This window comes from Paenibacillus oleatilyticus, from assembly GCF_018998565.1.
GTDB lineage: Bacteria > Bacillota > Bacilli > Paenibacillales > NBRC-103111 > Paenibacillus_G > Paenibacillus_G oleatilyticus.
Genome location: NZ_JAHNZO010000020.1, coordinates 1 through 26,040 on the forward strand (window position 1 = coordinate 1; position 26,040 = coordinate 26,040).

Annotated in this window: 16 protein-coding genes and 1 pseudogene; 5 read left to right on the plus strand and 12 right to left on the minus strand. The window is 54.8% G+C overall.

All coding sequences use genetic code 11. The features are described from left to right. From KQX66_RS23080 to KQX66_RS23090, 3 genes are all read right to left on the minus strand, one after another. Positions 1-6,602: non-ribosomal peptide synthetase (locus KQX66_RS23080; RefSeq protein WP_216795171.1), on the minus strand; the 6,602-nt coding region annotated here is incomplete at its 3' end. A 48-nt stretch (positions 6,603-6,650) separates the two neighbouring features. Then, positions 6,651-8,438, minus strand: coding sequence for an ABC transporter ATP-binding protein (locus KQX66_RS23085; protein ID WP_216795172.1), 1,788 nt, complete (start codon positions 8,436-8,438; stop codon positions 6,651-6,653). Continuing rightward, positions 8,413-10,209 carry an ABC transporter ATP-binding protein gene (locus KQX66_RS23090; protein ID WP_216795173.1) on the minus strand — a complete coding sequence of 599 codons (1,797 nt, stop codon included), beginning with the start codon at positions 10,207-10,209 and terminating at the stop codon, positions 8,413-8,415. Before KQX66_RS23090 ends, KQX66_RS23085 begins: the two co-directional genes overlap by 26 nt. A gap of 1,272 nt (positions 10,210-11,481) precedes the next feature. On the opposite strand from KQX66_RS23090, the gene KQX66_RS23095 reads away from it, so the two are divergent. The 4 genes and pseudogenes from KQX66_RS23095 (at position 11,482) to KQX66_RS23110 (ending at position 14,749) form a co-directional block, all read left to right on the plus strand. Beyond that, complete coding sequence (locus KQX66_RS23095) at positions 11,482-12,720, plus strand: cytochrome P450 (RefSeq protein WP_216795174.1); 1,239 nt, start codon at positions 11,482-11,484, stop codon at positions 12,718-12,720. A 21-nt stretch (positions 12,721-12,741) separates the two neighbouring features. Next, positions 12,742-12,945 (plus strand): hypothetical protein, encoded by a 204-nt coding sequence (locus KQX66_RS23100; RefSeq protein WP_216795175.1) that lies wholly within the window; start codon positions 12,742-12,744, stop codon positions 12,943-12,945. Positions 12,946-12,993: 48 nt separating this feature from the next. Beyond that, positions 12,994-13,847: pseudogene (locus KQX66_RS23105) on the plus strand (helix-turn-helix domain-containing protein). Beyond that, positions 13,844-14,749 (plus strand): DMT family transporter, encoded by a 906-nt coding sequence (locus KQX66_RS23110; RefSeq protein ID WP_216795176.1) that lies wholly within the window; start codon positions 13,844-13,846, stop codon positions 14,747-14,749. Before KQX66_RS23105 ends, KQX66_RS23110 begins: the two are co-directional and overlap by 4 nt. 44 nt (positions 14,750-14,793) lie before the next feature. Here the strand turns inward: KQX66_RS23110 and KQX66_RS23115 are convergent, their stop codons facing one another. The 6 genes from KQX66_RS23115 to KQX66_RS23140 form a co-directional block, all read right to left on the minus strand. Further along, positions 14,794-15,750, minus strand: a complete 957-nt coding sequence (locus tag KQX66_RS23115) for an AraC family transcriptional regulator (RefSeq protein WP_216795177.1) — start codon at positions 15,748-15,750, stop codon at positions 14,794-14,796. Beyond that, positions 15,747-16,766 (minus strand): Gfo/Idh/MocA family protein, encoded by a 1,020-nt coding sequence (locus KQX66_RS23120; RefSeq protein WP_216795178.1) that lies wholly within the window; start codon positions 16,764-16,766, stop codon positions 15,747-15,749. The genes KQX66_RS23115 and KQX66_RS23120 overlap by 4 nt, the downstream gene beginning before the upstream one ends. Positions 16,767-16,790: 24 nt before the next feature. Then, positions 16,791-17,873: a Gfo/Idh/MocA family protein gene (locus KQX66_RS23125; protein ID WP_216795179.1), complete on the minus strand. Its 1,083-nt coding sequence runs from the start codon at positions 17,871-17,873 to the stop codon at positions 16,791-16,793. A 127-nt stretch (positions 17,874-18,000) separates the two neighbouring features. Next, positions 18,001-19,182 (minus strand): aminotransferase class I/II-fold pyridoxal phosphate-dependent enzyme, encoded by a 1,182-nt coding sequence (locus tag KQX66_RS23130; protein ID WP_216795180.1) that lies wholly within the window; start codon positions 19,180-19,182, stop codon positions 18,001-18,003. 47 nt (positions 19,183-19,229) lie between these two features. Continuing rightward, complete coding sequence (locus KQX66_RS23135; RefSeq protein ID WP_216795273.1) at positions 19,230-20,315, minus strand: site-2 protease family protein; 1,086 nt, start codon at positions 20,313-20,315, stop codon at positions 19,230-19,232. A gap of 25 nt (positions 20,316-20,340) precedes the next feature. Then, on the minus strand, positions 20,341-20,718 hold the full coding sequence (locus KQX66_RS23140) for an arsenate reductase family protein (RefSeq protein WP_216795181.1): 378 nt from the start codon (positions 20,716-20,718) through the stop codon (positions 20,341-20,343). A gap of 165 nt (positions 20,719-20,883) precedes the next feature. On the opposite strand from KQX66_RS23140, the gene KQX66_RS23145 reads away from it, so the two are divergent. Continuing rightward, entirely contained in the window at positions 20,884-21,627 is a 744-nt protein-coding gene (locus tag KQX66_RS23145) for a YdcF family protein (RefSeq protein ID WP_216795182.1), read from the plus strand. A gap of 62 nt (positions 21,628-21,689) precedes the next feature. Here KQX66_RS23145 and KQX66_RS23150 read toward each other — a convergent pair whose 3' ends face one another. From KQX66_RS23150 to KQX66_RS23160, 3 genes are read right to left on the minus strand one after another with little or no spacing between them, the layout of a single operon-like run. After that, the gene (locus KQX66_RS23150) at positions 21,690-22,721 is read right to left on the minus strand and encodes an RluA family pseudouridine synthase (protein ID WP_216795183.1); all 1,032 of its coding nucleotides are present in this window, start codon (positions 22,719-22,721) and stop codon (positions 21,690-21,692) included. Continuing rightward, on the minus strand, positions 22,718-23,287 hold the full coding sequence (locus tag KQX66_RS23155; protein WP_216795184.1) for a cob(I)yrinic acid a,c-diamide adenosyltransferase: 570 nt from the start codon (positions 23,285-23,287) through the stop codon (positions 22,718-22,720). Before KQX66_RS23155 ends, KQX66_RS23150 begins: the two co-directional genes overlap by 4 nt. Next, positions 23,284-26,031, minus strand: coding sequence for a cobyric acid synthase (locus KQX66_RS23160; RefSeq protein WP_216795185.1), 2,748 nt, complete (start codon positions 26,029-26,031; stop codon positions 23,284-23,286). Before KQX66_RS23160 ends, KQX66_RS23155 begins: the two co-directional genes overlap by 4 nt. Between the last annotated feature and the right edge of the window lie 9 nt (positions 26,032-26,040).

Below are 26,040 nucleotides of genomic sequence, written 5' to 3' on the forward strand. Positions count from 1 at the left end.
ATGGCCCACCAGAACAGCTCCCACACCGACACGTCGAACGTAAAGGTCGTTTTTTGCAGAATCACGTCCGCCTCGCCCATCGGGTAGCGCTCATGCATCCACAGGATACGGTTAAGCACGGAATGATGCTCGATAGCCGCGCCTTTCGGTTTGCCGGTCGAGCCCGACGTATAGATAACGTAAGCCATGTCGCGCGGACCGGAACCATGGGGCAGATTCGTCGCATCTTCGGCGTAAACCGCCCCCTCGTTCAAATCGAGAACCCGGCCTTCCAGCTCCGCCGGCACGCGGTCCAGGAAGCGGCTTTGTGTCAACAGCAACCGTGCCCCCGAATCTTCGGCGATGTAGCGGATGCGCTCGGCCGGATACTCCGGATCGATCGGCACGTAAGCACCGCCCGCTTTCAGAATCGCGTAGATGCCGACGATCATCTCCAGCGAGCGCTCGACCATGATCGCTACGGGTACATCCGCGCCAACGCCTTCAGCGCGCAGCGTCCGCGCCAGACGGTTCGCCCGCTCGTTCAGCTCGCGGTACGTCAGCCGCTCGTCCTCGAACAGCACTGCTGTCCGCTCCGGCGTGCGGGCCGCTTGCTCCTCGAACAGCTCATGAATCGTCCGCTCCTGAGGATACTCCGCGGCCGTGTCGTTGAATCCGTGCAGCAGCAGCTCCTTCTCTTGCCCGCTTACCAGCTCCAGCCTGTCCACCGGAATAGCAGGGTTCGCTGCAATCTGTTCCAGCACATGCACGAAATGGTGCTGCATTTGCTCAATTTCAGCCAAATCAAAAGCGTTCGCGTTATATTCAAACTGGAAGCGAAGCTCGTCGCCCGGCATGACAATCATGTTGAAATCATAGGTCGTTTGCTCGGACATCACGACGTTCGAAATCGCAAATCCGCTTTCGCCGCCGCCTTTCATCAGCAGTTGCTCGGCTTGCTCTTCCATCGGATAGTTTTCAAACACAATAATATGGTTAATTAAATCCTGCTTCTGTTCCGTCAGTTTCTGGATCTCAAAGAGCGGATACGTATCATAGCTTTGCGTTTTTAAGGTCTGCTCCTGGCTGCGGATCATCGCCCGGGCGAAGCTTTCGCCCGGCACTGCTTGAAGACGGACCGGTATCGTATTGATGAACAGACCGACGATGCTCTCCACGCCCGGAATTTCCGCCGGACGGCCCGACACGACGCTGCCGAACACGACATCGGAACTGTTGTTGTAATTTTGCAGGATGACGCCCCATGCCGTTTGTATCAACGTGTATAGGGTGACCTGGTGCTGCTTGGCCATACGGTTCAACTTCTCGGTCAGTTCGCGGTTCAGCAAGAAGATATGCTTAACGGGTGCAAATCCGCTTGCGGCATCCCCGTGGTCCGACCGAGGGAGTAATGTCATCTGCTCATAACCGGACAAATACTGGGACCAGAAATGCTCCGCTTCCCGGTAGTCCTGCTTTTCCAGCCAATCAAAATACCGGCTGTAAGGCGTAACAGGGGCAAGCTTCGGCTGCTTCGAGCCAAGATAAGCGTGGTAGCTCTCGAACACCTCGCCTAACATGAGCGATAAGCACCAGCCGTCCATCAAAATATGATGGAAGCTCCATACAATGCGGTATGACTGATCGCCGGTTTGCAGCACGGAAACGCGCATTAACGCGCCCTGCTCAAGATCAAAGCCCCGTTTTTTATCCTGACGGAGGAAGCTTTCGGCGTATGCCAACCGCTCATCCGCTTCAAGCGGGCGCAGATCCTCGTAGCTGAAATCGACCGGTTTATGGCGGACGACCACCTGAATCGGCTCGTCGGTCAGCGTAGTTGTCAAATAATTGGCACGCAGAACCTGGTGTCTTTGCACAAGAAGCTCAAAGCCGCGGCGGAATGCTTCCACCTGAAAGCTTCCTTCCAGATCCAGTGTCAATTGCTCAAAGTACGAACCGGCTTGCCGGTCCATTAAGCTGTGGAACAGCATCCCCTTCTGCAGCGGCGTCAGGGCAAACACATCCTCCAGCTCACCGACGTGGCGCATCAACTCCGTAATTTGCTCAAGCTGCGCCAGGGAAAGGCTTTTCATTTGCAGGTCGCTTGGTGTCAGTTCCGGCTGTTCCTTGGACGTGCAGTGGTCTAGCACTTCACGCAAGCTCGTTTGCAGAAGTCCTGTCAACCGTTCGATGGTATCTGCCCGAAACGCTTCCGCATCATAGCGGATCGTCATCTCCAGTTCCCCGCCAACGATCATGCCGTTCACGTCAACCGGGTACCTCATGACCGTCTGCGCGCTAACAAATTCGCCGGTTGGGTGCGGGGATAAGCTCAAGCCGCTTTGCTCCAAGTCCTGATCGAATTGGCCCAAATAGTTAAAGCTAAGCTCCGGCTCTTGAACGAATACTCGTTCCCCATTGTTCATAGACGACAAGTATTTCAGTATGCCAAACCCGATGCCCCGGTGAGGAATCCGGCGAAGCCCTTCCTTCACCGTACGGATACGGTGCGAAATGTTCTTTTTCGTTTCACCGCTTCCCATTTCAAGCACGACCGGGAACTGGCTTGTAAACCAGCCTACGGTACGGGTCACATCCACATCCGAAAGGATTGGCTCACGTCCGTGCCCCTCCAGATTGACCGCAATCCGGTTATGCCCGGTCCAATCGTGGACGGCTATGCCAAACGCAGTAAGCAGAAGATCGTTGACTTCTGTATTGTAAGCGCGGTTCGCTTGCTTCAGCAGCCGTTCGGTCTCCTCTTTGGTCCAGCGGATCGACACAACCTCGCTCCTGCCAACGGTTGGCGTCCCGACGTCGGAAAAGTCCTTGGGCAGCGGGAGGAATCCGGCAGCGCCCGACTCCAGCCAATACTGGCGTTCGCTCTCCATAGCAGGGCTGCCGGCATGGGCGAGCAGCTTGTCTGCCCACGTTTGGAACGAGTCGGTTTTTGGCGGAAGCTTGATCGTCACAGTACCGCTGAGTGCCTGCTCGTAGCCCGCTGTCAAATCCTCGAGCAGTATGCGCCACGATATACCGTCCACAACCCAGTGGTGAATGGCAATCAGCAAGTGATCCCCATCTGCGCAGCGGAATAGGCCCAGCTTAACCAGTGGCCCGTCATGAAGCTGGATACTGTTTTGAATCGCGTTTGCTTGCGTTTCAATCGCTTCAGCTACATGCTCTACCTGCCTAAAGTCGAAGATCTCCAGCCCGTACAGTCCGCTGCCTTCCCCGTCTGCACCGCGATTCCAGGTTTCGTAAACGCCGTTCTCCGTCTTGCGGAGCACGATGCGAAGGGCATCGTGATGCTTGACGATGGCCTCCACCGCCGAGCGAAGCGCAGCTTCCTCAAAGCCCGCTTTCCGGTAAAGCAGAAACGCCTGGTTAAAGTGGTGAGGTTCAGCCGGATTCTGCTCTAAATACCAGAGCTGGATCGGGGTATGCGCAACGGGTCCACGAACCTCGCCTTGATCGGCAATCCGGCTGGCTTCTTGCACATATCTGCCCAGTTCCGCCACGGTTGGATATTGGAACATCTCTCTCATTTCCAGCTTATATCCGGCTTGAAGCAATCGTGAAGAAACCTGGATAGCTTTAATCGAATCGCCGCCCAGCTCAAAGAAATTATCCAGCACACCGACATTCTTCACGCCAAGAACAGACTGCCAGACCGAGACGAGCGCCTGCTCGACAGCGGTGCGTGGCGCCACATACTCCGCACCTGTTTGCAGGCTGCCCTCCGGAGCGGGAAGTGCCCGACGGTCAACTTTGCCATTTGATGTAAGCGGTATCTGTTCAACTTGTACAAAGTACGATGGCACCATGTAACCCGGCAGCTCCCGGGACAGCGCGCTTCTGACCTCGTTGGCGCCAAGCTCGCATTCCGCCACATAATAAGCGCATAGCTGCTTTTGTCCGTTTTCATCCTCGCGCGCGATGACCACCGCTTCCTGTACCGCCTCCACTTGCAGAAGATGCTCCTCAATCTCGCCAAGCTCAATGCGGTATCCACGGATTTTCACCTGCTGGTCAATCCGTCCCTTATACTCCAGCGTACCGTCCGCCCGCCAGCGTACCAGATCACCGGTCCGGTAGCAGCGCTCGCCTTGACGGAACGGGCTGTCGATAAACTTCTCCGCCGTTTGCTCCGGTTGATTCAAGTAGCCACGGGCTACCCCATCGCCGCCGACCAGCAGCTCGCCCCAAGCCCCGACAGGCTGAAGCCTCATCGCGCTGTCGACAACATAGGCCGTTGAGTTGCGGATCGGACCGCCAATCGGCACCGTATTGGAGCGCTCCGCAGGAATCACGTACGCCGTTGAGAAGGTTGTGTTTTCCGTCGGACCATAAATGTTTACGAGCCGGAAGCCGGGGTTATCCTGAATCACGCGGTTAATGTGCGGCACGGACTGCGCCTCGCCCCCGACAAGCAGTGTGTCCAGGCTTGCAAACAGGCGGCTGTCCTGCTGCGTGAGCTGATTAAATAGCGCAGTGGTCAAGAACATCGTGGTAATGCCATTTTCCTGAATCGTCTGCTTCAAGCTGGCCGCATTCAAGATCATGTCCTTATTCACCAAATGAAGCTGTCCGCCATTCAGCAGCGCGCCCCAGATTTCAAATGTGGACGCGTCAAAGACGACCGATCCGGTTTGCAGGATGCGCGTTGTTTCGTCCAGCACGGCAAAATCGGTATTTTTAACCAACCGGACTACATTTCTCTGTTCAACCATAACTCCTTTTGGCTTACCGGTTGTTCCGGACGTATAAATCACATAAGCCAAATGGTTAGGTCCGCTTACCGGTTCCAGGTCGGAACCATTCTCGTCATAAACTTCCTTTCTGCTTATATCCAGGATCGTTCCTTTAAAGTGTTCGGTAACTAACTCCTTCCGCTCGGTCAGCAGCACTTTGACCCCGGAATCTTCCAGCAGATAACGCACGCGTTCCTCAGGATAATCCGGATCAACCGGTACATAGGCGCCACCGGCTTTTAATATCGCCAAGATGCCGACGACCATTTGCGCGGACCGCTCCGCTATAATTCCAACCGTATCATCCGCCGTAACGCCAAGGGCGCGAATCGTGCGGGCCAACCGGTTTGCCTGCTCGTTTAGGTCCCCGTAGGTCAAGGCCTTTCCTGCGCAGACCACGGCCGTCTGCTCCGGCGTTCGTCCCGCCTGTTCTTCAAAAAGCGCAGCAATGCTTTGTCCGCTTGGATAATCGGCTGCTGTATCGTTAAATACGTTAAGAATCGTTTCCTTTTCCGTTTTGCTTAGGAGAGACAATTGTTGGATCGTCTGCGTCGGACTTTGAATCATGCCCTCCGCAACGGCAAGGAATTGACGAATAATTTGCGCCACTTCCTGCTCATCGAACAGCTCGGTCCGGTAGTCGAAATAGAGCATCATTTTTCCCCGGTCGAGCTCATCCACCATATGAATGTCAAAGTCGTTCACGATATCGCCGCAAAAATTATTGTTCGGCTGCATGGCGAATTCGCCGAATTTGGCAAAGCTGTACGTCCGGTATTGAATGGACCCGCCAAACAAACGCTGTATATCCTGACTGCGACGGGTTTCGCGCAAATCTTGAATGACTTTATTATACGGATACCGCTGATGGCGCAAAATCGAGGATTGCTCTTTCGCAACGCTTTGCAAAAAAGCCAGCAGCCCGGTCTCCGGCTCCACGCGAACCCGGGTCGCTACCGTACTGACGAACATGCCGATCGTATCCTTTTCTTTCTTGCTTGTCCGGTTTGCATAAAGCGTACCAATCGGAATATCCTGCTCTTGCGTAACCTTATGCACGTAAATATATAAGGCCGATAAAAAGAAAGTAAAGAGACTGATTTGGTGCTCCTCGCAAAATGCGTTTATCCCCTTGTGGAGCTCCTCGCTGAGTTCGGCGCCCTTCCTTCTGCCTGCTGTGCTAAGCGTTAAGGGATTGTAAGTTTTAAGCCCAATCGTCTCCGGAAACTCACTAAACTTATCTAACCAATAGGCTTTGTCCTTCTGATACCGGTCCGACTGCTCATATTCCTGCTCCGCTTGAATAAAATCAAGATAGGAATTGGCCGTCAAGCTGCTGGCGGCATCGAAGGTCCCATTCGCAAGCTCCTGGTAAAAGCCCGTCATTTGATCGATCGCCTTGTGCATCGACACACCGTCAGTGGCGATATGATGCATTCTAAAGCTAAGCCAGATTTCCTCTTCGTGGATACGGATAATCGTAAACTCATACAGTGGTGCATGCAGCAGCTTGAACGGCACAACGTTATTTCTCTTTAGCCACTCGGCCGCCTGCTCTTGGGGCATCTCCAAGTGTCCAATCACGAGATCCTCTTCGGCATAAGGCACGATGTACTGCCAAGGGACGCCGTTATCACAGGCAATGCGAATACGGAATGAGTCGTTGCGCTGCACGACGACACCGATCGCTTGTTTCAAGATATCTATATTCACAGCCCCATTAATTTTGGCGTTAAGGATGATCGTTGACGCATTGCGATTTGGATACAGCAGTTCCGTATACCAAATACGCTGCTGCGGTTGCGTCAACGGATACCGCTTTACATTCTCGCGATCAAAGATCTGATTGTTTGCCGGCTCTTGTTTCATGACAAATTCACACACTCCCGTTCGCATAGTAAAGTGATACTGTAGATGTTATACAGACACCAAAACCTGCTCTGCGTGGTATTGTAAATCGTGAAGCTTGGAATACACGCCACCTTTTTCCAGTAGTTCTTCGTGTGTTCCTTGCTCGACCAGGCTGCCGTCGGCAACCACGCAAATACAATCGGCTTGCTCTATGGTAGACAGCCTATGGGCGATGATCAGCGTTGTTCTGCCCCTCATCAGCTCTTGAAGCGCTAGCTGGACTTCATGCTCCGACTCCGCATCCAAAGCGGATGTAGCCTCGTCCAACAACAGAATGGGCGCATTTTTGAGCAGGGCTCTGGCAATCGCAATCCGTTGACGCTGCCCTCCGGATAAGGTTGAACCGCGTTCCCCGACCATCGTCGCATAACCGTCCGGCAGCTCTGTAATGAATGCATGGGCTTGCGCCATCCGGGCTGCATTCTCCACTTCTTCATCGCTGGCATCCGGGCGGCCGAGTCGGATGTTCCCGGCAATCGAATCGTGGAAAAGAAATGCTTCTTGAGGAACATACGCAATGAGCTCGCGCAGTTCTTTAATCCTATAATGCTCTAAAGCTTTGCCTTGAATGTGTATCACACCAGACTCCCGCTCGTAAAAGCTGAGCAGCAGCTTCATGATCGTGCTTTTACCGCCCCCGCTTGGTCCGACTACTGCAGTCACTTTCCCCTCCGTTGCAGACATGGACAGACACCGGAGCACCGGGCGGCCCGGCTCGTAACCGAACGTAACGTTACACAACTCCAGCGCCGGCACATTGCCGGATGCCTCTTGACAGACCGGCTCAGCCTCCAGACCAGCGGTAGCCCGGTCACCTTCCGGCTCCGCAGGCTGATCCAGCAGTTGATGGATTCGGGCAGCACCGGCGAACGAGTTTTGCATCAGCGTAATCGCAGCCCCAACCTGGAGAAAGGTGCTTGAAATGCCTATTTGCAGGTAAAGAATTAAACCAAGCGTCCCCAGTTCAAGCTGCTGTCTGGACACGAGAAATAAGCCGATGGCGAGAATCCCCCCCATGCTGAAAAACTGAACGGCGAAATTGCAGGCTTCCAGCACACCGGATTGATGGCCCTGCTTCAGGCCGGACTCGCTTACTTCCTCGCTGGCCTCTTCGCAAAGCTTGCCGATCTGGTCCCTCAAACCGAACAGCTTCGTGATCTGGAGACCGCCGATTAAATCCCCCACGCGCTCTGTCAATATGCCCATTTGCGCTTGCAGCTTGTCGCCGATCGCACGCATCCGGGGAGAAAAACGCGCGTTAATGCCTATAGTCAACAGTGCCAAGACGACGAGGACAAGGGCGAAACGCCAATCGACCACGCATAGGACAATAATCGATCCGGCTACCATGGTGATTTGTGAAACAATCGATCTTAAATGCTCATGGTACGTTTTTTCGACTACTTGCACGTCGCTGGTCATCCGCGAAAGCAGGTCGCCGGAGTGGTATTTTTCCGCAGCGCAAAACGTGATTTTACCAATATGCTTGTATAACTGCATCCGCATATCCGCTAAGGTCAGCCTGATGCTTCGCAAATACAAATAGCTGAATATAGGCGATAAGATACACAATCCGACAACGGAGCCGATCACAATCGTAATAGCCGCATACAGATCTTCCAGCTGCCCGCTGACCGCAAAATTCAACAGGTCTTTGATCACAAAAGCAATAAGTATCGAAAGTCCAGAGTTGACCAAGCTATCGCCGATCAGTCCGGTATAATAAAGACGGCGTCGGGGGCGCATAAACTTCATAAGCTGCTTGTAATCAAGGAGCGCTTGTTTGAAAGACATAGTCCGCTCCCCCCTTCTTGCTTGCTGCGCCCTGCGCTGACTCATCTTCCTTCGTTAATTGATAGAGATACAGCTTTTTATAAACACCGTTTTGCGCCAAGAGCTCATCATGCGTACCGCTTTCCGCAATACGTCCCTGATCAAGGACAAGTATACGGTCAGCCCGCGAAATCGTTGACAGCCGATGGGCGATCACCATAACGCTGCGGCCGTCAGCCAAACGCTTTAAGGCGCTATGCACAAGGGACTCGGACACCGTATCAAGCGCCGAAGTAGGCTCGTCCAGCAGGATGAGCGGGGACTGCCTGAGCATCGCTCTGGCAATGGCAATCCGCTGCCGTTGCCCCCCGGATAATCCGCCGCCCCGCTCGCCCAGCATCGTATCATAGCCTTGCGGAAGCTGCTCGATGAAGTCATGGGCATTCGCTGCCTCGGCTGCAGCCATAATCTCCTCACGAGTAGCTCCCAGCCGCCCAAATCCGATATTGTCAGCGACCGTAGCGGGAAATAGATAAGAATCCTGGGATACAACGGAAATATTTGACCGCAGCGCAGATAAATCCCACTCGGACAAAGGCCTGCCAAACATACGAATCGTACCTTCGCCCGGTTTGGGCTCGTAAAAGCCGCACAGCAGCTTAAAGATTGTCGTCTTCCCGCCGCCGCTTGAGCCGACGATAGCCAGTGTTTCTCCCCGGCTTAGCTGAAAGCTGATGTCGTCCAATACGTTCGTTTTACTGTCGTAGGAAAAGGATACACGATCGACGCGGACCGGAACATCCCACGTGCCAGCTTGCTCCTTGGAACCCGTTTGCCTTTCGACAGGCCAGTCAAGCGCATGGAAAAGCCGCCGGGAGGCACCCGAAGCCTCCTGCAATTGGGCAATCAGTGCAGGAGCCAGGCTGATCGGCTGCAAGGCAAGTGGCAGCAAGTAAAGAAACAAGATGAGACTACCTGCATTCAATTCACCGATTCGGATTAAATGCCCGCCATACACAACGACGAAAATAACAGGTACCGCCAGGAACAGAATAGCGATGGGCCCGAGTGCCGCATACCGCTTTTCAAGCCGCAAGCCCAGCTTTACGGCATGCTGCGTCAGTTCGCTATACTTTTGATAAAATATCGTCTGCGCATTAAATGCTTTCATCACCGCCAAGCCTCCGATGGAGTCCTGCGCCAGTGCATTCAATTGACCCATGGTGTCCTGAATCTGCTCGGAAGTCGAACGCAGCGTATGGGTCAGCAGTCCGGCAACCAGCATGCCAAAAGGAAACAGCACGAGACTGAACAGCACCAGCTTCCAGTGTGTAAGCAAAAGCAGGGTCAGCGCGCCGATAAAAACAACAGGCAAATAAAACAAATTGGCGAAGTGCTGAATGAAAAAGTTTTGCAGCAGCGCCGTATCGCCCGTTAACCGGGAAATCAAATCGCCCGTTAATTTGCTTTCCGCTTGGGAAAGCGGCATATCGCCAAATCTGCGCACAAGCTCGTTGCGCAAATCGCGAAGCACCTTGACACTAAAGCGGGCTGTTGCATATTTGATCAGGTACCGGCATGGCATGCCAATCACGATCATCCCCGCCAGCAGGAATAAAATCATAGAGGCAGAGGCTGCCCCACCATTCACCATCCGTTCGAAAAACTTGCCCAGTATGATCTCGATGGCAGCGAGCCCCAACGAAGCAACGACTGTTACCGCCACCCAGAACGAGTATGGCTTCACATAACGCACGAGTCTGCGAAAAACCGGCGAGCTTTCAGTCAACATATCTTCCTCCGTTCATGAAGTATCAACTGACCACCAATTCGCCAGCGCCTATTACTTGCGAAATTGAGTCTTTCATCATGCTGCAAGCAGCCTTCAAGGTTGTGCCCGTAATTAATTCGGCGCGCAGGTCACAGCGAAAAAATCGATATGGGCCTTCCGTTGTGCAAATGTAACAGCTCCCCCTTTGCATGATCAAACGAATTGGAAAGCTCCGGCAATATGACCTCACATTAGATTCGTGCTCTTCAAAAATATTCATTGCATCGCTTCCCCCATCATCCATTTCGGCTCAGCTAATTTATTATTTTTCATATCTGTATAATCGGAAATACTTCCTCGTGTATCTCTATGGATATTTTCCAAAATTGGGGAATTTTACGATTTCGTCCTAATTTGCTCAAGTGCCTTTCTAATACTTTCTATTGGGGAATAATTCGCCCGATGATCTGGCCTCAACTTTTGCTAGGCGATGTTGCGGGAGGAGGTGACTGGCAAGAAAATGTTGAGCCCACACAGATGAACAAGTCTGTGGCCCGTTTCATGACGAATGAAGTCATAACCTTTGAAGCCCGAATTATTTTTTTCGACACTTGCCTTACCCCTCACCCTTTCTTCTCTGTCATTAGCTCTTGCTAATACGAACATTGTAACTTCATTTTGTAAGCGTTGTGTTATTTCCATATAAAGTATATATTAACATTATAACGGAGCACAAAATAATTACAAGCAATATTATAAAGTTATGGTTTGGTTCGGCTCAAAAAATTGTTTACCCCGGGGGGAACCAAGCGGTTTAAAAAAAACTTTGCAGGCTTGGCAGAACAATCTATCTGCGGGTTCCGTTTCGTTTTTTTGCTTATTATATTGATTATATGAATTAAAAACCTTATAATGCAAATATTGGAATTTCTATTCTTTTAGTCACTCTATGTAAAAATAAATGAGATTAATAGGATTATTTGTAAAAATTCATCGAAAAATGTAATCGCTTGACTCTTGGATATAGATAGTCTGGAAGCATCCGGCATAGATGAGCTGTACATCAGGATCTGCTTGTACGCCAAAAGGGGTTGTGCGTCTAGCGGACAAGCATAAGGACAGGAAGGGATACGGCCAGATTTGTTGATTGCTGGCGAAGAATTTTAAAAAGAAGGAAGGAGGATAGCATCCAGCACGTTTTCTCTATGTAAAGCCGACTGATTGCAGAACTCGCTCTTTGGAGGTAAGAAGGCTAACGTTCCAAGAATTTTACAGTTGGAGGAGATAACGAAAATGACAGCAACGGCTTCTATTGATTTTTCTCAAGTCAACATCAGGGATGTCAATTTGCTCGATCCTTATTTATACAGCCATGGAGAGCCTCATGCGGTATGGGCCGCACTGCGCCATCAGGCGCCTGTTCATTGGCAGCAGGTCGACGACAAGTTGGGCTTCTGGTCGATTACGAAATATAAGGATGTTGTGCAGGTACTGAAGGATTATAAGACGTTTACCTCCGAACGGGGAAATTTGCTCAGTTTGCTTGGAAAGGATGATCCCTCCGGCGGCAAGCAAATGGCCGTGACAGATCCGCCCCGCCATACCCAAATGAGACGTGCCATGCACCAATTCTTTACTCCTGACTCCATCCTCAAGCATGAAGATCAGATTCGCCAGGAAATCCGCAAGCTGGTTCTGCCAAGCTTAGAAGATGAGGGGATTGATTTTGCTCGTGCCGCGTTTGCTTTATCGATTTGCGTAGGCGGATGTATCCTGGAGCTGCCTTCGGAGGATTGGCCAACACTGACACGGCTAACCATCATGTCCGTTGCTCCTGAGGATGAGGAATTTAAATTGGCAGATGGCGATATCACAGCGACTTTGCAATTGGCACACAGGGAGTTGTTTGGTTACTTTCAAGATATAGTCAAGCAGCGCCGCCGTTCTCCGGGAGATGACCTGGTTAGCGCATTGTTGCAGCTGGAGATCGATGGCGAGAAGATGGACATCCCAACGGTCATTTCCAACTGCTACAGCATTTTGCTAGGAGCCACTGCTACGACTCCACATGTCGCTAGCTCAACGTTACTGGAGCAGACGAAAATAAATGGACTTGAGAAGCTTGCCGCACATCCTGAATCTATGGACAGCTTTGTCGAAGAGGCTTTTCGTTGGTCTTCTCCGGGCAGCCACTTTTTGAGATATGCCACGATTGATACGGAAATCCGGGGAGTGCCGATTAAAGAGGGAGATGCTGTTGCCGTCTGGGTAGGCTCGGCCAATCGCGACGAGGAGATTTTCGCAGATCCTTATACCTTTAATATGCATCGGCATCCCAATCCTCATATTTCCTTTGGCACAGGCGTCCATCATTGCATCGGAAGCAAAATAGCCAAGCATACGATGACCTTTTTATTTGATGAGCTTACAACAAATTTTACTCATTTTGATGTGGTTGGCCCTGTTGAATACCTGGGCTCTAATTTTATTTCAGGAATCAAGCATATGCCTGTACGCGGGTACCAACGCTAAAAGCAAAAAGTTTTACATACGTTGAACTCTTGGAATGAACAAAAAGAAAAGGCAAAAGCGGTTGCAGAAGGGATTATCCTCCTCAACCGCTTTTTTTATTGCTTTATTAAAGACCCAGGAAAAACTCGCCTCTTTTGCGGATTCCGTCTTCCAATTATATACAAATATCAAGCCCATTGGCATGAAGCGAATACGATTGAGCAATATCATCCAATTCTTCTTTGAGGGCATTCTGATATAGTTACAAGGAGGAACTGTTAAGGAGGAGAAGACATGCCCAATGAGATTAGAACCGTGTGCTATGACACGGATTTGCAGATAGAAGCCTACCGTTTTGAAGGGATTATGCAGAAATTCCCCAATCATTTCCATGACTATACGTGATTGGGTTTATCGAAGAGGGTCAGCGCTATTTACAGTGTAACCATCAGGACTATATCATTCATCCCGGCGATATTCTTATTTTTAATCCAAGGGATATTCATTCCTGCGAGCAGATGGATGAGAAAGTATTGGATTACCGCTGTATTAATATACAGCAGGATCGGATGAGACAGGTTGTATTCGAGGTCACCGGCCGCAATTATTTGCCTGATTTCATGCACAACGTGATTTGCCGAAGCGAGCTGGCATCTTCATTACAGGAACTGCACCACATGATCTGCGAAGAGGAGACGGACTTTGTCAAAGAGGAATTATTCTTTTTTCTGATCGGGCAGCTTATACAGGAATATTCGGATACTTCCGCGGAGGAAACGGGCCGGGAGCGTGATTCCGAGTTTCAAGCGGTTTGCGATTATATGGAAACAAATTATTCCCAAAAAATCACGCTGGATGAGCTGAGCGGTATGGTTGGCCTCAGCAAATATCATTTTCTACGCTCCTTCACCCGGCAGAGAGGAATTTCCCCTTATAATTATCTGGAGACGATACGGATCGGCAGAGCCAAAAAGCTGCTGGAGCAAGGCATGGCTCCCGTTGACGCAGCGCATCAAACCGGATTCAGCGATCAAAGTCATTTTACGAATTTTTTCAAAAGATTTATTGGCTTAACCCCCCGGCAGTATATGCGCATCTTCCTCCGCGCCAACCCGATGGAGCGCTCCGCTCCTAAGGAGGACGTATGACGGATTCCCAAAAAAAAGCCGCCGCTCACTTTGCGGCGCTTCTGACCATATTGATTTGGGGGACAACCTTTATCTCGACCAAGGTTCTGCTGGTGGAATTTACCCCCCTTGAAATTTTGTTTTTCCGCTTCATTCTCGGCTATATCGTGCTGTGGGCGGTTTATCCGCGCTTCTTCAAAATGGGACGCATCCGGGAGGAGCTGCTCTTCGCAGGGGCCGGGCTTTGTGGCGTTACCATGTATTTTTTGCTTGAGAATATCGCGTTAGTCCATACCTTGGCCTCAAATGTAGGGATTATCGTTTCCCTTGCTCCGTTTATCACTGCCGTTTTAGCGCATTTTCTGCTGAAAGAGGAGCCGCTGCATCTGCAGTTTTTCATCGGGTTCATCGTCGCGATCCTCGGTATTGTCTTCATCACCTTGAATGGCAGCTATATTTTAAAGCTGAATCCGCTGGGCGATGTTCTGGCTATTCTCGCCTGTTTGTTTTGGGGAGCCTATTCCATTTTGATGCGTCATATCAGCAAGCTCGGCTATCCCGCCGTGGGCAGCACCCGCCGTGTCTTTTTTTACGGATTGATCTTCATGCTGCCCGTGCTGCCCGTATTCGACTTTCGTTTAGATCTGGAACGATTTGCCGAAGGAAGCCATCTTCTCAATCTATTATTTCTTGGCATGGGTGCCTCCGCGCTCTGCTTTGTGACGTGGAACTGGAGCGTCGGCGTTCTCGGCGCGGTCAAAACAAGCATCTACATTTACCCGGTCCCTGTCATCACCGTAGCGGCCTCCTACCTGATTCTGCATGAGAACATCACCGGAACCGCTTTATTAGGCACGTTTCTTACGCTGGCGGGATTATTTCTTTCCGAGAAAAAAGCGAAGAAGGCGAAAAAAAACACCTGACAGGTGTTTTCCCCCATTCGATATGCGAACAAAGGAGAACGGCGTCAGGTGTTCTGTTTAACGTCATGCTGCAAACGGTACTGCATCGGCGTGGTGCCGAGCTTTTTCTTAAACACGTAATGCAAATAGTTGGCGCTGGAGAAGCCGTTCTGAAACGCAATCTGATCGATGGTAAGCTCGCTCTCGGCCAACTCCTTGCAGATTTGCGCCAGCCGCACATGCTCGATGTACTCGCTGAACGTGCCCCCCGTCTGCTCGCGAAAAATGCGTTGCAGCTGTCTCGGGCTGACCTGCACCCGCTCCGCCACCACCTCCAGCGTTAACGGCGCCATGTAGTTGTCCTTGATGAACTGGGCGGCAAGCTGGTAGCGGTAGTTTTTCATATCGCGGGACGGCAGGTCCCGCTGCGGCGTATCGTCGTATGCGCGCGTCATCCGCAGCAGCACCTGAATGATCGATTGCTTGATCACCGTCAGCACGCCCGGCTGATTCTCGTACCAGGCCCGGTATGCGGTCATAAAGCATTCCATCGCCTTGTATTTGTCGGCCATCGGCCGCGGGGGCAGCTGCTCCAAGCGGCGGATGCACGCTTCCGCCTCCGCCTGCTCCCAGCGGGCTCCCCACTCCTCCGTCTCTTCCGCTTCCAGCTTTTGAATATCGATATGCAGACACAGCTCATCCATCGCCTCGAAGGCGTCCGCCTCCTGATAATGCAGGAGACCGGGGCCGGTCAAATACATCTGGCCTTCCTGCAGCGAATACGGCTCGCTGCCGAGAATGACCTTCCCTTTGCCGCGCGGGATAAAATGAAACTCGAAGTCCGAATGCTTATGAAAATGAACGATCCGGCCCGGAGCAAAGCTGGTATGGTGAAAATTCAGCATGCGAATGCCGTAACGACCCCATTTGAACTCCACCTCCAGCCGGTCAAGCGCCGTCGGGTTTTCCAGCATCAGCTCAAACGGATACGGCCTTGCGCCGATTCGGGACTGGCCGTTCATGACTGCAAATCGCTAAGCCGGCAGGCCGCCCCGGAGCGTGCGGACAAGTTCGAAGCTTCCATTAACCGCGTCAGGTCCAGCGCAAGCCCGATATTTTCCTCCGCCGTCGTCCCCTGCTGAATATGGGCTACCCACTGATGAAACGCCGACGGGCGGCCGACCGGAAGCTCCTGCACCCGCCATTCCTCGTCCGACGCCGCTCCGCCCTTCGCCGTGCGCACGAGCAAACGGTTGTCGTGCGTCGAATAGAGCAAGCTGCCTTCCGTGCCGTGCACTTCAATAATGAACGGCGAATGCCGGTTGACGAAGCCCGCCTCCACAACGGCAAGCGCCCCGCTCGAATAACGCAGCACGGACACCACATTGTCCTCGACTTCCCGGCCCGTGACGTAGCCGTAGTTGGCCGTTACGCTCTCCGGCATGCCGAGGAACAAGCGGGCCAAATACATCGGATGGCAGCCGAGGTCGATCATCGCGCCGCCGCCGCATTGTTCGGCATTGTAGAAATGCGCGGGAAGCCAGCCGTTCGCCGAATGGTCGTTCGGAATCGCGCCGTTATGAGACAGCCGTGTGCGGACTAGCGTCACCTCGCCGAGCAGCCCCCGGCTCAGCACGTCCTGTACGGCCAGCGTATAGCCTTCGTTCAATCGCGGAAGCGACACCGTTAATTTGACGTCGGCCTTGCGGACCGCCTCCATAATCTCGTTGCTTTCCTTCAGCGTCGGCGCGACGACTTTTTCCGTAAAAATATGTTTGCCCGCTTGCGCCGCTGCCACCATCACATCCCGGTGCAGGTTGGTCGGCGTATCAACAATCACCGCATCGATATCCGGCTGGGCGAGAAGCTCATCCAGCTTGTCGTAAAACCGGACGCCCCGCGCTTCCGCTTCCCGGCGTCCGCGCTCCGGCAGCTCATCCCATACGGCCACAATTTCCGTGTCCGGATGCTCCGTCGCCTGCTTCGCGTAATCGGCGGCATGCACATGCCAAAAGCTGAGCATCGCTACTCTGATCATCGTTCCCATCCTTCCTTCCGGCGTTTAGTCGAAGTATACGGCTTTGCCCGTTTTCGCCGATTCGTAGATCGCTTCGAGAATTTCAGACACGACGCAAGCCTGCTCCGGCGTGACGACCGGCTGTTTGTCATGCAGGATCGCATCGATCCACAGGCGCATTTCCGTATCCGGCGCGCTCTCGCTCTGGCCGTCGTAGAAATCGACTCCGCCGCTGCCGAGCTCGATCTTGTTCATGTACAAGCGGCTCAGCTTCTCGCCGTTCAGCCGGAGACCGTCCTCCATATCCGCGCCGCCTTCCGTTCCGCACAAGGTGCTCTTCGCTTCCTTCACATCGAGCGTATTGAGCGCCCAGCTCGATTCCAGCATGATGGTCGCGCCGTTCTTCATCACGATCATGCCGAAGGCCGAATCCTCCACCGTAAACTTCTTCGGGTCCCAAGGTCCCCAAGCATTGGCAGCGTTTTCTTTCCCCGATAATTTATGGAACGCCGTTCCAAGTACGGCCTTCGGTTCGTAGTTGTCCATCAGCCAGAGCGTCAGGTCGAGGGCATGCGTGCCGATATCGATCAGCGGTCCTCCGCCTTGCTTCTCCTCGTCCAGGAAGACGCCCCAAGTCGGCACGGCGCGGCGACGAACGGCATGCGCTTTCGCATAGTAAATGTCGCCAAGCTCGCCTTCCTCGCAAATGCGCTTCAAGTAAAGGCTGTCCGCCCGGAACCGGTTGTTGTAGCCGATCGTCAGCTTCTTGCCCGTCCGCTTGGCCGCCTCGACCATCCGGCGCGCATCGGCCGCCGTCTTGGCCATCGGCTTCTCGCACATCACATGCTTGCCTGCTTCCAGCGCCGCAATCGTAATCTCCGCATGGGAATCGTTCGGCGTACATACGTGCACGACATCGATCGACGCATCCTGCAGCAGCGTTTTATAATCTTCATAGACCTTCGCTTCCGCACTGCCGTACTTCGCTTTCGCTTCCTCGGCCCGATCGGAAATGATATCACAAAATGCGACAAGTTCAACTTGCTCTAAACGAGACAGACTCGGCAAATGCTTGCCGTTCGCGATGCCGCCGCATCCGATAATGGCTATTTTGAGCTTCTGGGACACTTGATACGCCTCCTATTTTTGTACGACATGCCTTCATAGTAGCATGATTGAGGCGGCGATGAAATTGCAATTTGGCGACAGGAAAAAGTAAGATATTGCGACATCATTAAAAATAGACAGCCGTCTGTCAGAGGGAAGCCTCCCGCAAAAACTGGCCGATCCGGCGGACCGCTTCCCGCAGCCTGCCCTCTTCCTGAACGAGCGCGATGCGGACATAGCCTTCGCCTTCCTTGCCGAACGCGTCGCCCGGAATAACGACGACTCCCGCAGAATACAGCATTTCCCGGGAAATCTGTCGAGACGTCCAGCCTTCGGGAATCGGTGCCCAGATGAACATCGTCGCCTTCGGCTTCGGAATGCTCCAGCCGGCTTCGTTCAGCCCTTCGATCACAATATCCCGCCGCCGTTCGTACAGCGCTGCGACCGACCGGCTTCCCGGCATCATATCCTCCTCCAGCGCTGCGATGCCGGCCTGCTGCACCGCCAAAAATACGCCGTAGTCGATATTGGACTTCAGCACGCGCAGAGCGCGGACCGCGTCACGCTGTCCGACCATAAAGGCGATGCGGCAGCCGGCCATATTGAAGCTTTTCGACAAGGAATGGAACTCCACGGCGATGTCCTTCGCTCCCTTAACTTCCAGGATGCTGGGCGGCTTGAAGCCGTCAAACGACATCTCGGAATAGGCAAGATCGTGCACCAGCAGCAGCTCATGCTCGCGGGCATATTCCACCAACTGCTCGAAGAACGCCAAGTCGGCCACCGCCGACAGCGGGTTGCTCGGATAATTCAAGAGCATGAATTTCGCTTGCCGCGCCACTTCCTCCGGGATGTCCTCCAGTTTCGGCAAAAAACCGTTATCGGCGCGCAGCGGCATATAGTAAGGCTGCACCCCGGCCAGCACCAGACTCGCGGAATAAATCGGATAGCCCGGATCGGGAACCATCACGGTATCGCCGGGGTCCGTCACTGCCATCGCCAAGTGCGCAAGGCCATCCTGCGAGCCCATCAGCGTGACGATTTCGTCCTCCGGATCGAGCGCAACCCCAAACCGGTGGGCGTACCAGCGGGCGACCGTTTGCCTGAATAGCGCGCTCCCTTCCGATGTCGGATAGCCGTATAGGCCCGGATCGTTCACCGCGCGCGTCAGCGCTTCCATGACACGGACAGACGGCGCCCGGTCCGGGCTCCCGATGCCGAGGTCGATCACATCGACGCCGCGTGCGGTCACTTCCTTCTTCCACGCCGCCATCTCAGAAAAAATAGCCGAACCCAGTTCGGCCAATCGTTTCGATTCCCATCTTTTCATCTATGCGTTACCTCGTTTTCCTTCCGAACGCCGATTCGGAATGTTGATTATACCTTCAGTCCCGTTACCTCATGCACGTACCACATCATGCCAATGAGAAACGCCGCAAGCAGCGCATACGCCGTCCCGAACTTCCACCGCGACGCCGCAGGAACTTCGTAGTATTTGTCATTTTCGTATAGACGGTAATCGATCTGGCAGTGGATCATCAGATGCAGACCGTCTTCTTTCCGGAGATGCTCTATCCGGGTCACATGAGCACGCTTGATGATTCCTTGATGCATGAGCGGCACCGTTCCTTGAAAATGAAGACCTTCCCAGAGGACGTTGACATACTGCTGCCCGTCCAAATCCGAGAACGTGACAAAAGGCAGCTCCCGCTTATGCTCCGGGCCGGGAATCATATAGCCCTGTGCCAGCAGCGGCTCGGCCGCCACCAGAAAGCTCGCGTTGACGAACCGCTCCTCGCCTTGCTTGCGGTATTTGACGAATTTTTTGTACAGATCGTAGGCGAACATCGCCCAAATGATGAAGAACAAAAACGAGCGCAGGTATATAATTACAACCAAACCTCCGACCAGGCCGACCAGCCAAAGCCAACGCGTTACCGCCGTCGCGATCCGTCCTCCGTCAAGGGGATGAACCGGCAGCAGGTTGATCAGATTAAGAAAAAAGCCGACATAAGCGATCGAATAAAGCAGTTTACTATACTCCGGGTTATCCACCGCATAGGCTGCACCGAACACGGCCAAGGCGCCGACCGTTCCAAGAACGGGTCCCCCCAAAGCGACATACGCTTCCGTCACCGCATCCCGGGGATTCCGCTTCATCGTGATCAGCGCGCCCAGAAACGGGATAAACACCGGGGCTGTCACCGGCAGCCCTTTTTGCTTGGCGGCAATGACGTGGCCGAGCTCGTGGATGAGCAGCAGCAGGACTAAGCCGATAGCGAACTGCCACGGAAACACGATCGCATACGCGCCGATGGTCACCGCCATCGAGATGATCGCTCCCCCGAATTTGCCGAGCTTCAGCAGCGGCAGCAGCGTTTTCAGCTGCGTCAGAATGAAGGTCGCGGCCGCGCCGATATACCAAAGCGGATTTTGTTTTTTCGGTTTGGGTCTTTGCTGCAACAAGGCTCACACTCCTTAGACAACCTTACGATTCGTTCCCCCAATTTTCCTCGTACAGCTCCGGCTTGAAGCCGACCGTCACCCGCTTCCCGTCTGTCGCGACCGGCCGCTTGATCAGCTTGCCGTTCGATGCGAGCAGCTTCATTTTCTCCTCGTCGTTCAGCTGCGGCAGCTTATCTTTAAGCTGCATCTCCTTATACACCTCGCCGGAGACGTTAAACCACTTTTTGATGTCGAGCCCGCTTTGCGGGATCAGCGTGCGAAGCTCCTCTACGGTTGGCGGCTGCTCCATGATGTGGATCGCCTCGACTTCCCAACCGTGCTCTTTGAGCCACTTCAACGCGCTACGGCAGGTGCTGCAAGCAGGGTATTGAAAAACTTTGATCGATTTGTTCTTGCTCATGATTTCTCTCATCCTTATCCTATCCTGAAATGGTTAACTATGACATGTATTCATTATACCGATGAATCCGCAGGTCCTGCAAATCGCCGCCGGTGCGGCCAAAGGTTGAAAAAAGGCTGTCATGCGCAGATAATGGAAAAGAGTCCCACAGGAGGAACTTAGGCCATGATTTATGTTCTTAAACTCGTTTACAGTTTCTTGATGCCTCCCGGCTGCTTCGTTCCGCTGCTGCTCCTGATCGGCTGGTGGCTGTACGCCCGCGTCCGCCGCTCGGCCGGCATCGTTCTGTTCGCCTCGGCCTGCCTCGTCTATTTGGCCTCGATCCCGCTTGTCGGCGAAACGGCGCTGCAATCGGTCGAAAATCGTTATTCGCCGCCGGCCGTCCTGCAGGGCGATGTCTACGTCATGCTGACCGGCGGAGCGGTGTCGGGGACCCCGGACGTGAGCGGTACCGGCCACTTGAGCGGCAGCACGCTGCACCGTGTCGTCGCGGTGGCCGAGCTGTACGCCGCTAAGCCGCTGCCGATCATCGTCTCCGGCGGGCAGGTGTACGCCGATACGGCCAACGAGGGCCAATTGGCCCGCAGCAAGCTTATTGCGCTGGGCGTTCCGGCCGAAGCGATCCGGTTGGACGACCGGAGCCGCACCACTCAAGAGAACGCGCGATACTCGAAGCAGTTGCTGGACGAAGGCGGCTGGAAGCGGCCGATCCTCGTGACGTCGGCTTTTCATATGCCGCGCTCGGTGAAGCATTTTGCCGCGCAGCACGTTCAGGTCGTTCCGTACCCGGTCGATTACAAGATCAGCCGCGGCACAGGCTGGACGGGGAGACTATGGATTCCGACCTCAGCGGCCATGGATGATCTGAGCCTCGCGCTGAAAGAGTATTTGGGGCTGCTGCAGAAATGAACGAAAGCAAAAAATCCGCTCGTTTCCCCGAACGCATCTCGGGAACGGCGGATTTTTTATGCTTATTGTGCAGCTTCCGACTGCTCCAATTGCTTGATGCAGCGCTCCATATCCGCCGGCAGCGGCGCGTGAAATTCCATCCGCCGGCGCGTGACCGGGTGCGTCAGCCCGAGTGTGCAGGCGTGCAGCGCTTGACGCTCCATTCCATAGTCAGATGCGGGCGAGCCCGCTTGACAGACGCTTGGCGCCGCCTGCTGCTGTGTTGCGCTGCGGTCGGCGACAGGGACGCCCTCGACGGACGCCAACTCTACCTCGTCCGCCGTTCCGCCGGGACCGTACATCTTATCGCCGAGCAGCGGATGGCCGAGATGCCGCATATGCACGCGGATCTGGTGCGTCCGCCCCGTCTCCAGCCACAAGCGCACAAGCGTCGCTTCGTGAAACCTCCGCTCCACGCGGTAATGCGTGACCGCCGGATAGCCGGTTGGCGTGACGATGCGGACATGCGGCGCAAGCGGGTTGCGGTCGATCGGCGCATCGACCGTGCCTTCGTCGCTGCTGATCACGCCGTGCACGAGCGCGATGTATTCCTTCTTTAGCCCGTGCGCCTGCATTTCCTCCGAAATTTGCTGATGCACGTAAGGATTTTTGGCGACGGCCAGCACCCCGGACGTCTCCTGATCGAGCCGGTGCACGGGGCGGAAGCGGAAGCTGACGCCCTTTTCCCGCCAGTAATGAACGACACCGTTCGCTAGCGTATCCGTGTAATGGCCGTGCGTCGGATGCACGATCATCCCGGCCTCCTTGTTCAGCACCAGCAGCTCGTCGTCTTCATACAAAATGTCGATCGGAAGCGGCTGCGGCAAAATATCGTCGGACGCTTCCGTCTCCATCCGCGCGGCGACCCGGTCTCCGGCGCGTACCTTCACATCGATATATTTGCGTTCCCCGTTGACCGTTATGCCCTGTTCCGTCAGCTTCAGCCGCGAAAGCAGCTTGCGGGATACGCCCATTCGTTTTTGCAAAATCGTCCTCAGCACCATGCCGTCGTCTTCTGTCGGGACGATATATTCCAGCGGTTTATAATAGCTCATGACTTGCGTCTGAACACCTCGGCGCTCCGAATATATTCCACGTCGCCGTTGCCGGCCCGATGATTGGCCACCCGGGCAATCGTAAAGAACAGGTCCGACAGCCGGTTCAAATAACGGCGAACCTCTTCGTTGATCGGCTGCGTGCGCGCGAGCGTGACGACCCGTCGCTCGGCGCGGCGGCATACCGTCCGGCATACGTGCAGCGCCGACGACGCCTGGCTCCCGCCCGGAAGGATAAAGCGCTGGATATCCGGCGTCTCCGCATCGTATTTGTCGATCCATGCTTCCAGTTGGTCCACCATCTCGGCCGTCACCTTATACGGCCGCAGCTCCTGCTTCAGCAGGGCCAGATCGGAGCCGCAATCGAACGTCTCATGCTGGATTTGAAGCAGATCGGCAAGCAGATCCGCATCGCGCTCCGCATCCAGAAATCCCATCGCCTGGCCGATAAAACAGTTCAGCTCGTCGACCGTGCCATACGCCTCGACCCGGGCGTCGTCCTTATCTACGCGACCTCCGATCACCCCGGTTTTCCCGGCATCGCCCGTTCTCGTATAAATTTTCACTGGAATCCCTCCCGGCCTTTATTCCACCCTATCATCTCATACAATCGTTCCATATCCAAGTGCTCCCGCACATGGGCCGCGAGCCGGTCGAAGGCCGCCTCCCGGCGCTCCTGAAAGCGCAGCTCCGCCGGCAGCGGCTCCAATCCTTTCGCTGCGCGAATCCGGTTCAGCCACGCGCGGCGGAAATCGTCGTTATGCAAAATGCCATGCACGTACGTGCCCCACAGCCGTCCGTCCGCGCAAACCGCGCCGTCCGGCGACAAACCGGATTCGTCCGGTCCGGTATCGGGATGCGATAACTCGAACGGGTGGTCGACAGGCCGCAAAAACGAAGTGACGCCCATGTGAATCTCATAGCCCTGGATTTCAAACGCCTGCTCGGGATCGGCATACAGCCTTGTCGTACCTGCGGCTCTTACGGTCCGTTTCTCCGCGGCAAAGACGGTTTGCGTCGGGAATAAGCCGAGTCCGTCGAGCACTGGCTGATCCGATTCGACCGCGTTCGGATCGAGCAGCTTTTCACCAAGCATCTGATACCCCGCGCAGATGCCCGTCACCCATCCGCCGCTCTTGGCAAAATCGAGCAGCTTCCGGTCAAGACCACAGTCGCGAAGGTATAAAAGATCGTCGACGGTATTTTTGCTTCCCGGCACGATGACCGCATCCGGGGAGCCGAACGTCTCCGCCGAATCCACAAAACGGAGCCGGACATCGCGCTCGTATTCCAGCGGGTCGATATCCGTAAAGTTGGACAGGCGCGGCAGCCGGATGACCGCGATATCGAGCATGTCTTCGGACAGCGTCGTATCCGTGCGGCCCAGACCGCTTTCCGCCAGCTTGCGATCGAGCGAAGCCGAATCCTCATCCTCCAGCCCAAGCTGCGGCAAATAAGGAATAACGCCAAGCACCGGCTTGCCCGTCCGCTTCTCCAGCCATTCGATCCCCGGCGTAAGCAGCGTAACGTCGCCTCGGAACTTATTGATGATAAAGCCTTTCACCCGGCCACGTTCCTCCGATGACAAGATGTCCAGCGTCCCGACGAGGGAAGCGAACACGCCTCCGCGGTCGATATCCGCCACAAGCACCACCGGGGCGTCCGCCCAGCCGGCCAGCCGCATGTTGACGATATCCCGGTCTTTCAGATTCACCTCGGCCGGGCTGCCCGCCCCTTCGATCACGACCGCGTCATAGGCTTGCCGCAAGCGGGCGAGCGCTTCCTTCACCACCGCTTCGGCTTCCGGCAAATATTTTTCCCGGTAAGTCCGCGCATCCAGGTCACAGTAAGGCTTGCCGTGAACGACCACTTGCGAGACCATGTCTTTTTTGGGCTTGAGCAAAATTGGGTTCATATCCGTCGTCGCCGGAATCCGGCAGGCGTCCGCCTGCATTCCCTGCGCTCGGCCGATTTCTTTGCCGTCCGGGGTCACGTAGGAGTTGAGCGACATGTTTTGCGATTTGAATGGCGCCACGCGGAAGCCGTCCTGCAGCAGGATGCGGCACAAGGCCGTCGTCAGCAAGCTTTTGCCGACATCGGAGGCGGTTCCCTGCAGCATGAACGTCGGGGCGAGCTTCAGCGATACGGAAGCGGGTACGGCCACGCCACTGCTCTGTGAGCCTTCCGCCCTCCGGGCTACCGCTTCGCCCGCCGTCACGCAATCCCGCGCTTCGAGCAGGTCGGCAATCGACTGCCGGAGACCGTCCAGAAGCGCTTCGTTCTGCTCCCTCAGCTTGACCGCCACTCGGCAGTACGTTTCGTCCAGCCCGGGGAACAGCGAAGCGTCCCGGATCATAATGCCCCGCCGCCCCATCGCTGCTTGCAGCGCCCGCACAGCGAGTCCCAGCGGCCTCAGCGAAAACAGCACAAAATTCACATCGCTCTCGTACACGGTCAGGCCCAGCGATTCCAGTCCGGTTCGCAAGCGCTCCTTCTCTTCCTGGACCCACTCCAGCGTCCGGCGCGCAAACTCCCGCTCCTCCAGGACGGCCGAGCCGATCCACTGGGATAAAGCGTTTACGCTCCACGGCACCTGCAGCCGTTTCATCTCGCGGATTTGCTCCGGATGCGCCACTACGTACCCGAGACGAAGTCCGGGAATCGAATAAAACTTCGTCATCGAGCGAATGACGGTCAAGTTGGGGCTCTGCGCCGCAGCGCGGACCAGCGTCAGCTCCTCCTCCCGCGGGCAAAAATCCAAAAATGCCTCATCGACGATAGCCGGAATCTGCCCGCCGGCCAGCGCCTGCACCACGTCATCCGGCAGCAATCGCCCGGTCGGATTGTTCGGATGTCCGAGAAACAGCAGATCGCACCGGCCCGCAGCCTCTTGCACGTCGGCCAGACGAAGCGCAAAGCCGTTCGCTTCATCAAGCGGGATGTCGACCGTACGCCCTCCGATTTTTTCCACAGCTTCCTCGTATTCGGCAAAAGACGGACGAACCAGTCCCGTCACCCGGGGACGGCGCACCCGGACGGCTAGATCGATCAGCTCCGCGGCCCCGTTGCCGACGAGCACACATTCGACCGGAACGCCGTGCTTGGCCGCCAGCTTGCCGGTCAGCTCCCGCACCGCCGGGTCCGGATAATGGACGACCTCCTGCCATTGCTCAGCCAAAATGCGTCCTACCGCCTCGGGCAGTCCGAGCGGGTTCATGTTCGAGCTAAAATCGACAAACCGCTCCCGCGGCTTGCCGAAAGCTTCCGCGGCCGTCCACAAATCGCCGCCGTGTCCGTATCGTTCCAGCATCGCAACCTC

Bases quoted from the DNA above. Each gene is read 5' to 3' on its own strand.
- KQX66_RS23140 (WP_216795181.1), bottom strand. From the start codon at position 20,718: ATGAGCAAGAACAAATCGATCAAAGTTTTTCAATACCCTGCTTGCAGC.
- KQX66_RS23120 (WP_216795178.1), bottom strand. From the start codon at position 16,766: ATGATCAGAGTAGCGATGCTCAGCTTTTGGCATGTGCATGCCGCCGAT.
- KQX66_RS23110 (WP_216795176.1), top strand. From the start codon at position 13,844: ATGACGGATTCCCAAAAAAAAGCCGCCGCTCACTTTGCGGCGCTTCTG.
- KQX66_RS23090 (WP_216795173.1), bottom strand. From the start codon at position 10,209: ATGTTGACTGAAAGCTCGCCGGTTTTTCGCAGACTCGTGCGTTATGTG.
- KQX66_RS23160 (WP_216795185.1), bottom strand. From the start codon at position 26,031: ATGCTGGAACGATACGGACACGGCGGCGATTTGTGGACGGCCGCGGAA.
- KQX66_RS23130 (WP_216795180.1), bottom strand. From the start codon at position 19,182: ATGAAAAGATGGGAATCGAAACGATTGGCCGAACTGGGTTCGGCTATT.
- KQX66_RS23115 (WP_216795177.1), bottom strand. From the start codon at position 15,750: ATGAACGGCCAGTCCCGAATCGGCGCAAGGCCGTATCCGTTTGAGCTG.
- KQX66_RS23085 (WP_216795172.1), bottom strand. From the start codon at position 8,438: ATGTCTTTCAAACAAGCGCTCCTTGATTACAAGCAGCTTATGAAGTTT.
- KQX66_RS23145 (WP_216795182.1), top strand. From the start codon at position 20,884: ATGATTTATGTTCTTAAACTCGTTTACAGTTTCTTGATGCCTCCCGGC.
- KQX66_RS23095 (WP_216795174.1), top strand. From the start codon at position 11,482: ATGACAGCAACGGCTTCTATTGATTTTTCTCAAGTCAACATCAGGGAT.
- KQX66_RS23150 (WP_216795183.1), bottom strand. From the start codon at position 22,721: ATGAGCTATTATAAACCGCTGGAATATATCGTCCCGACAGAAGACGAC.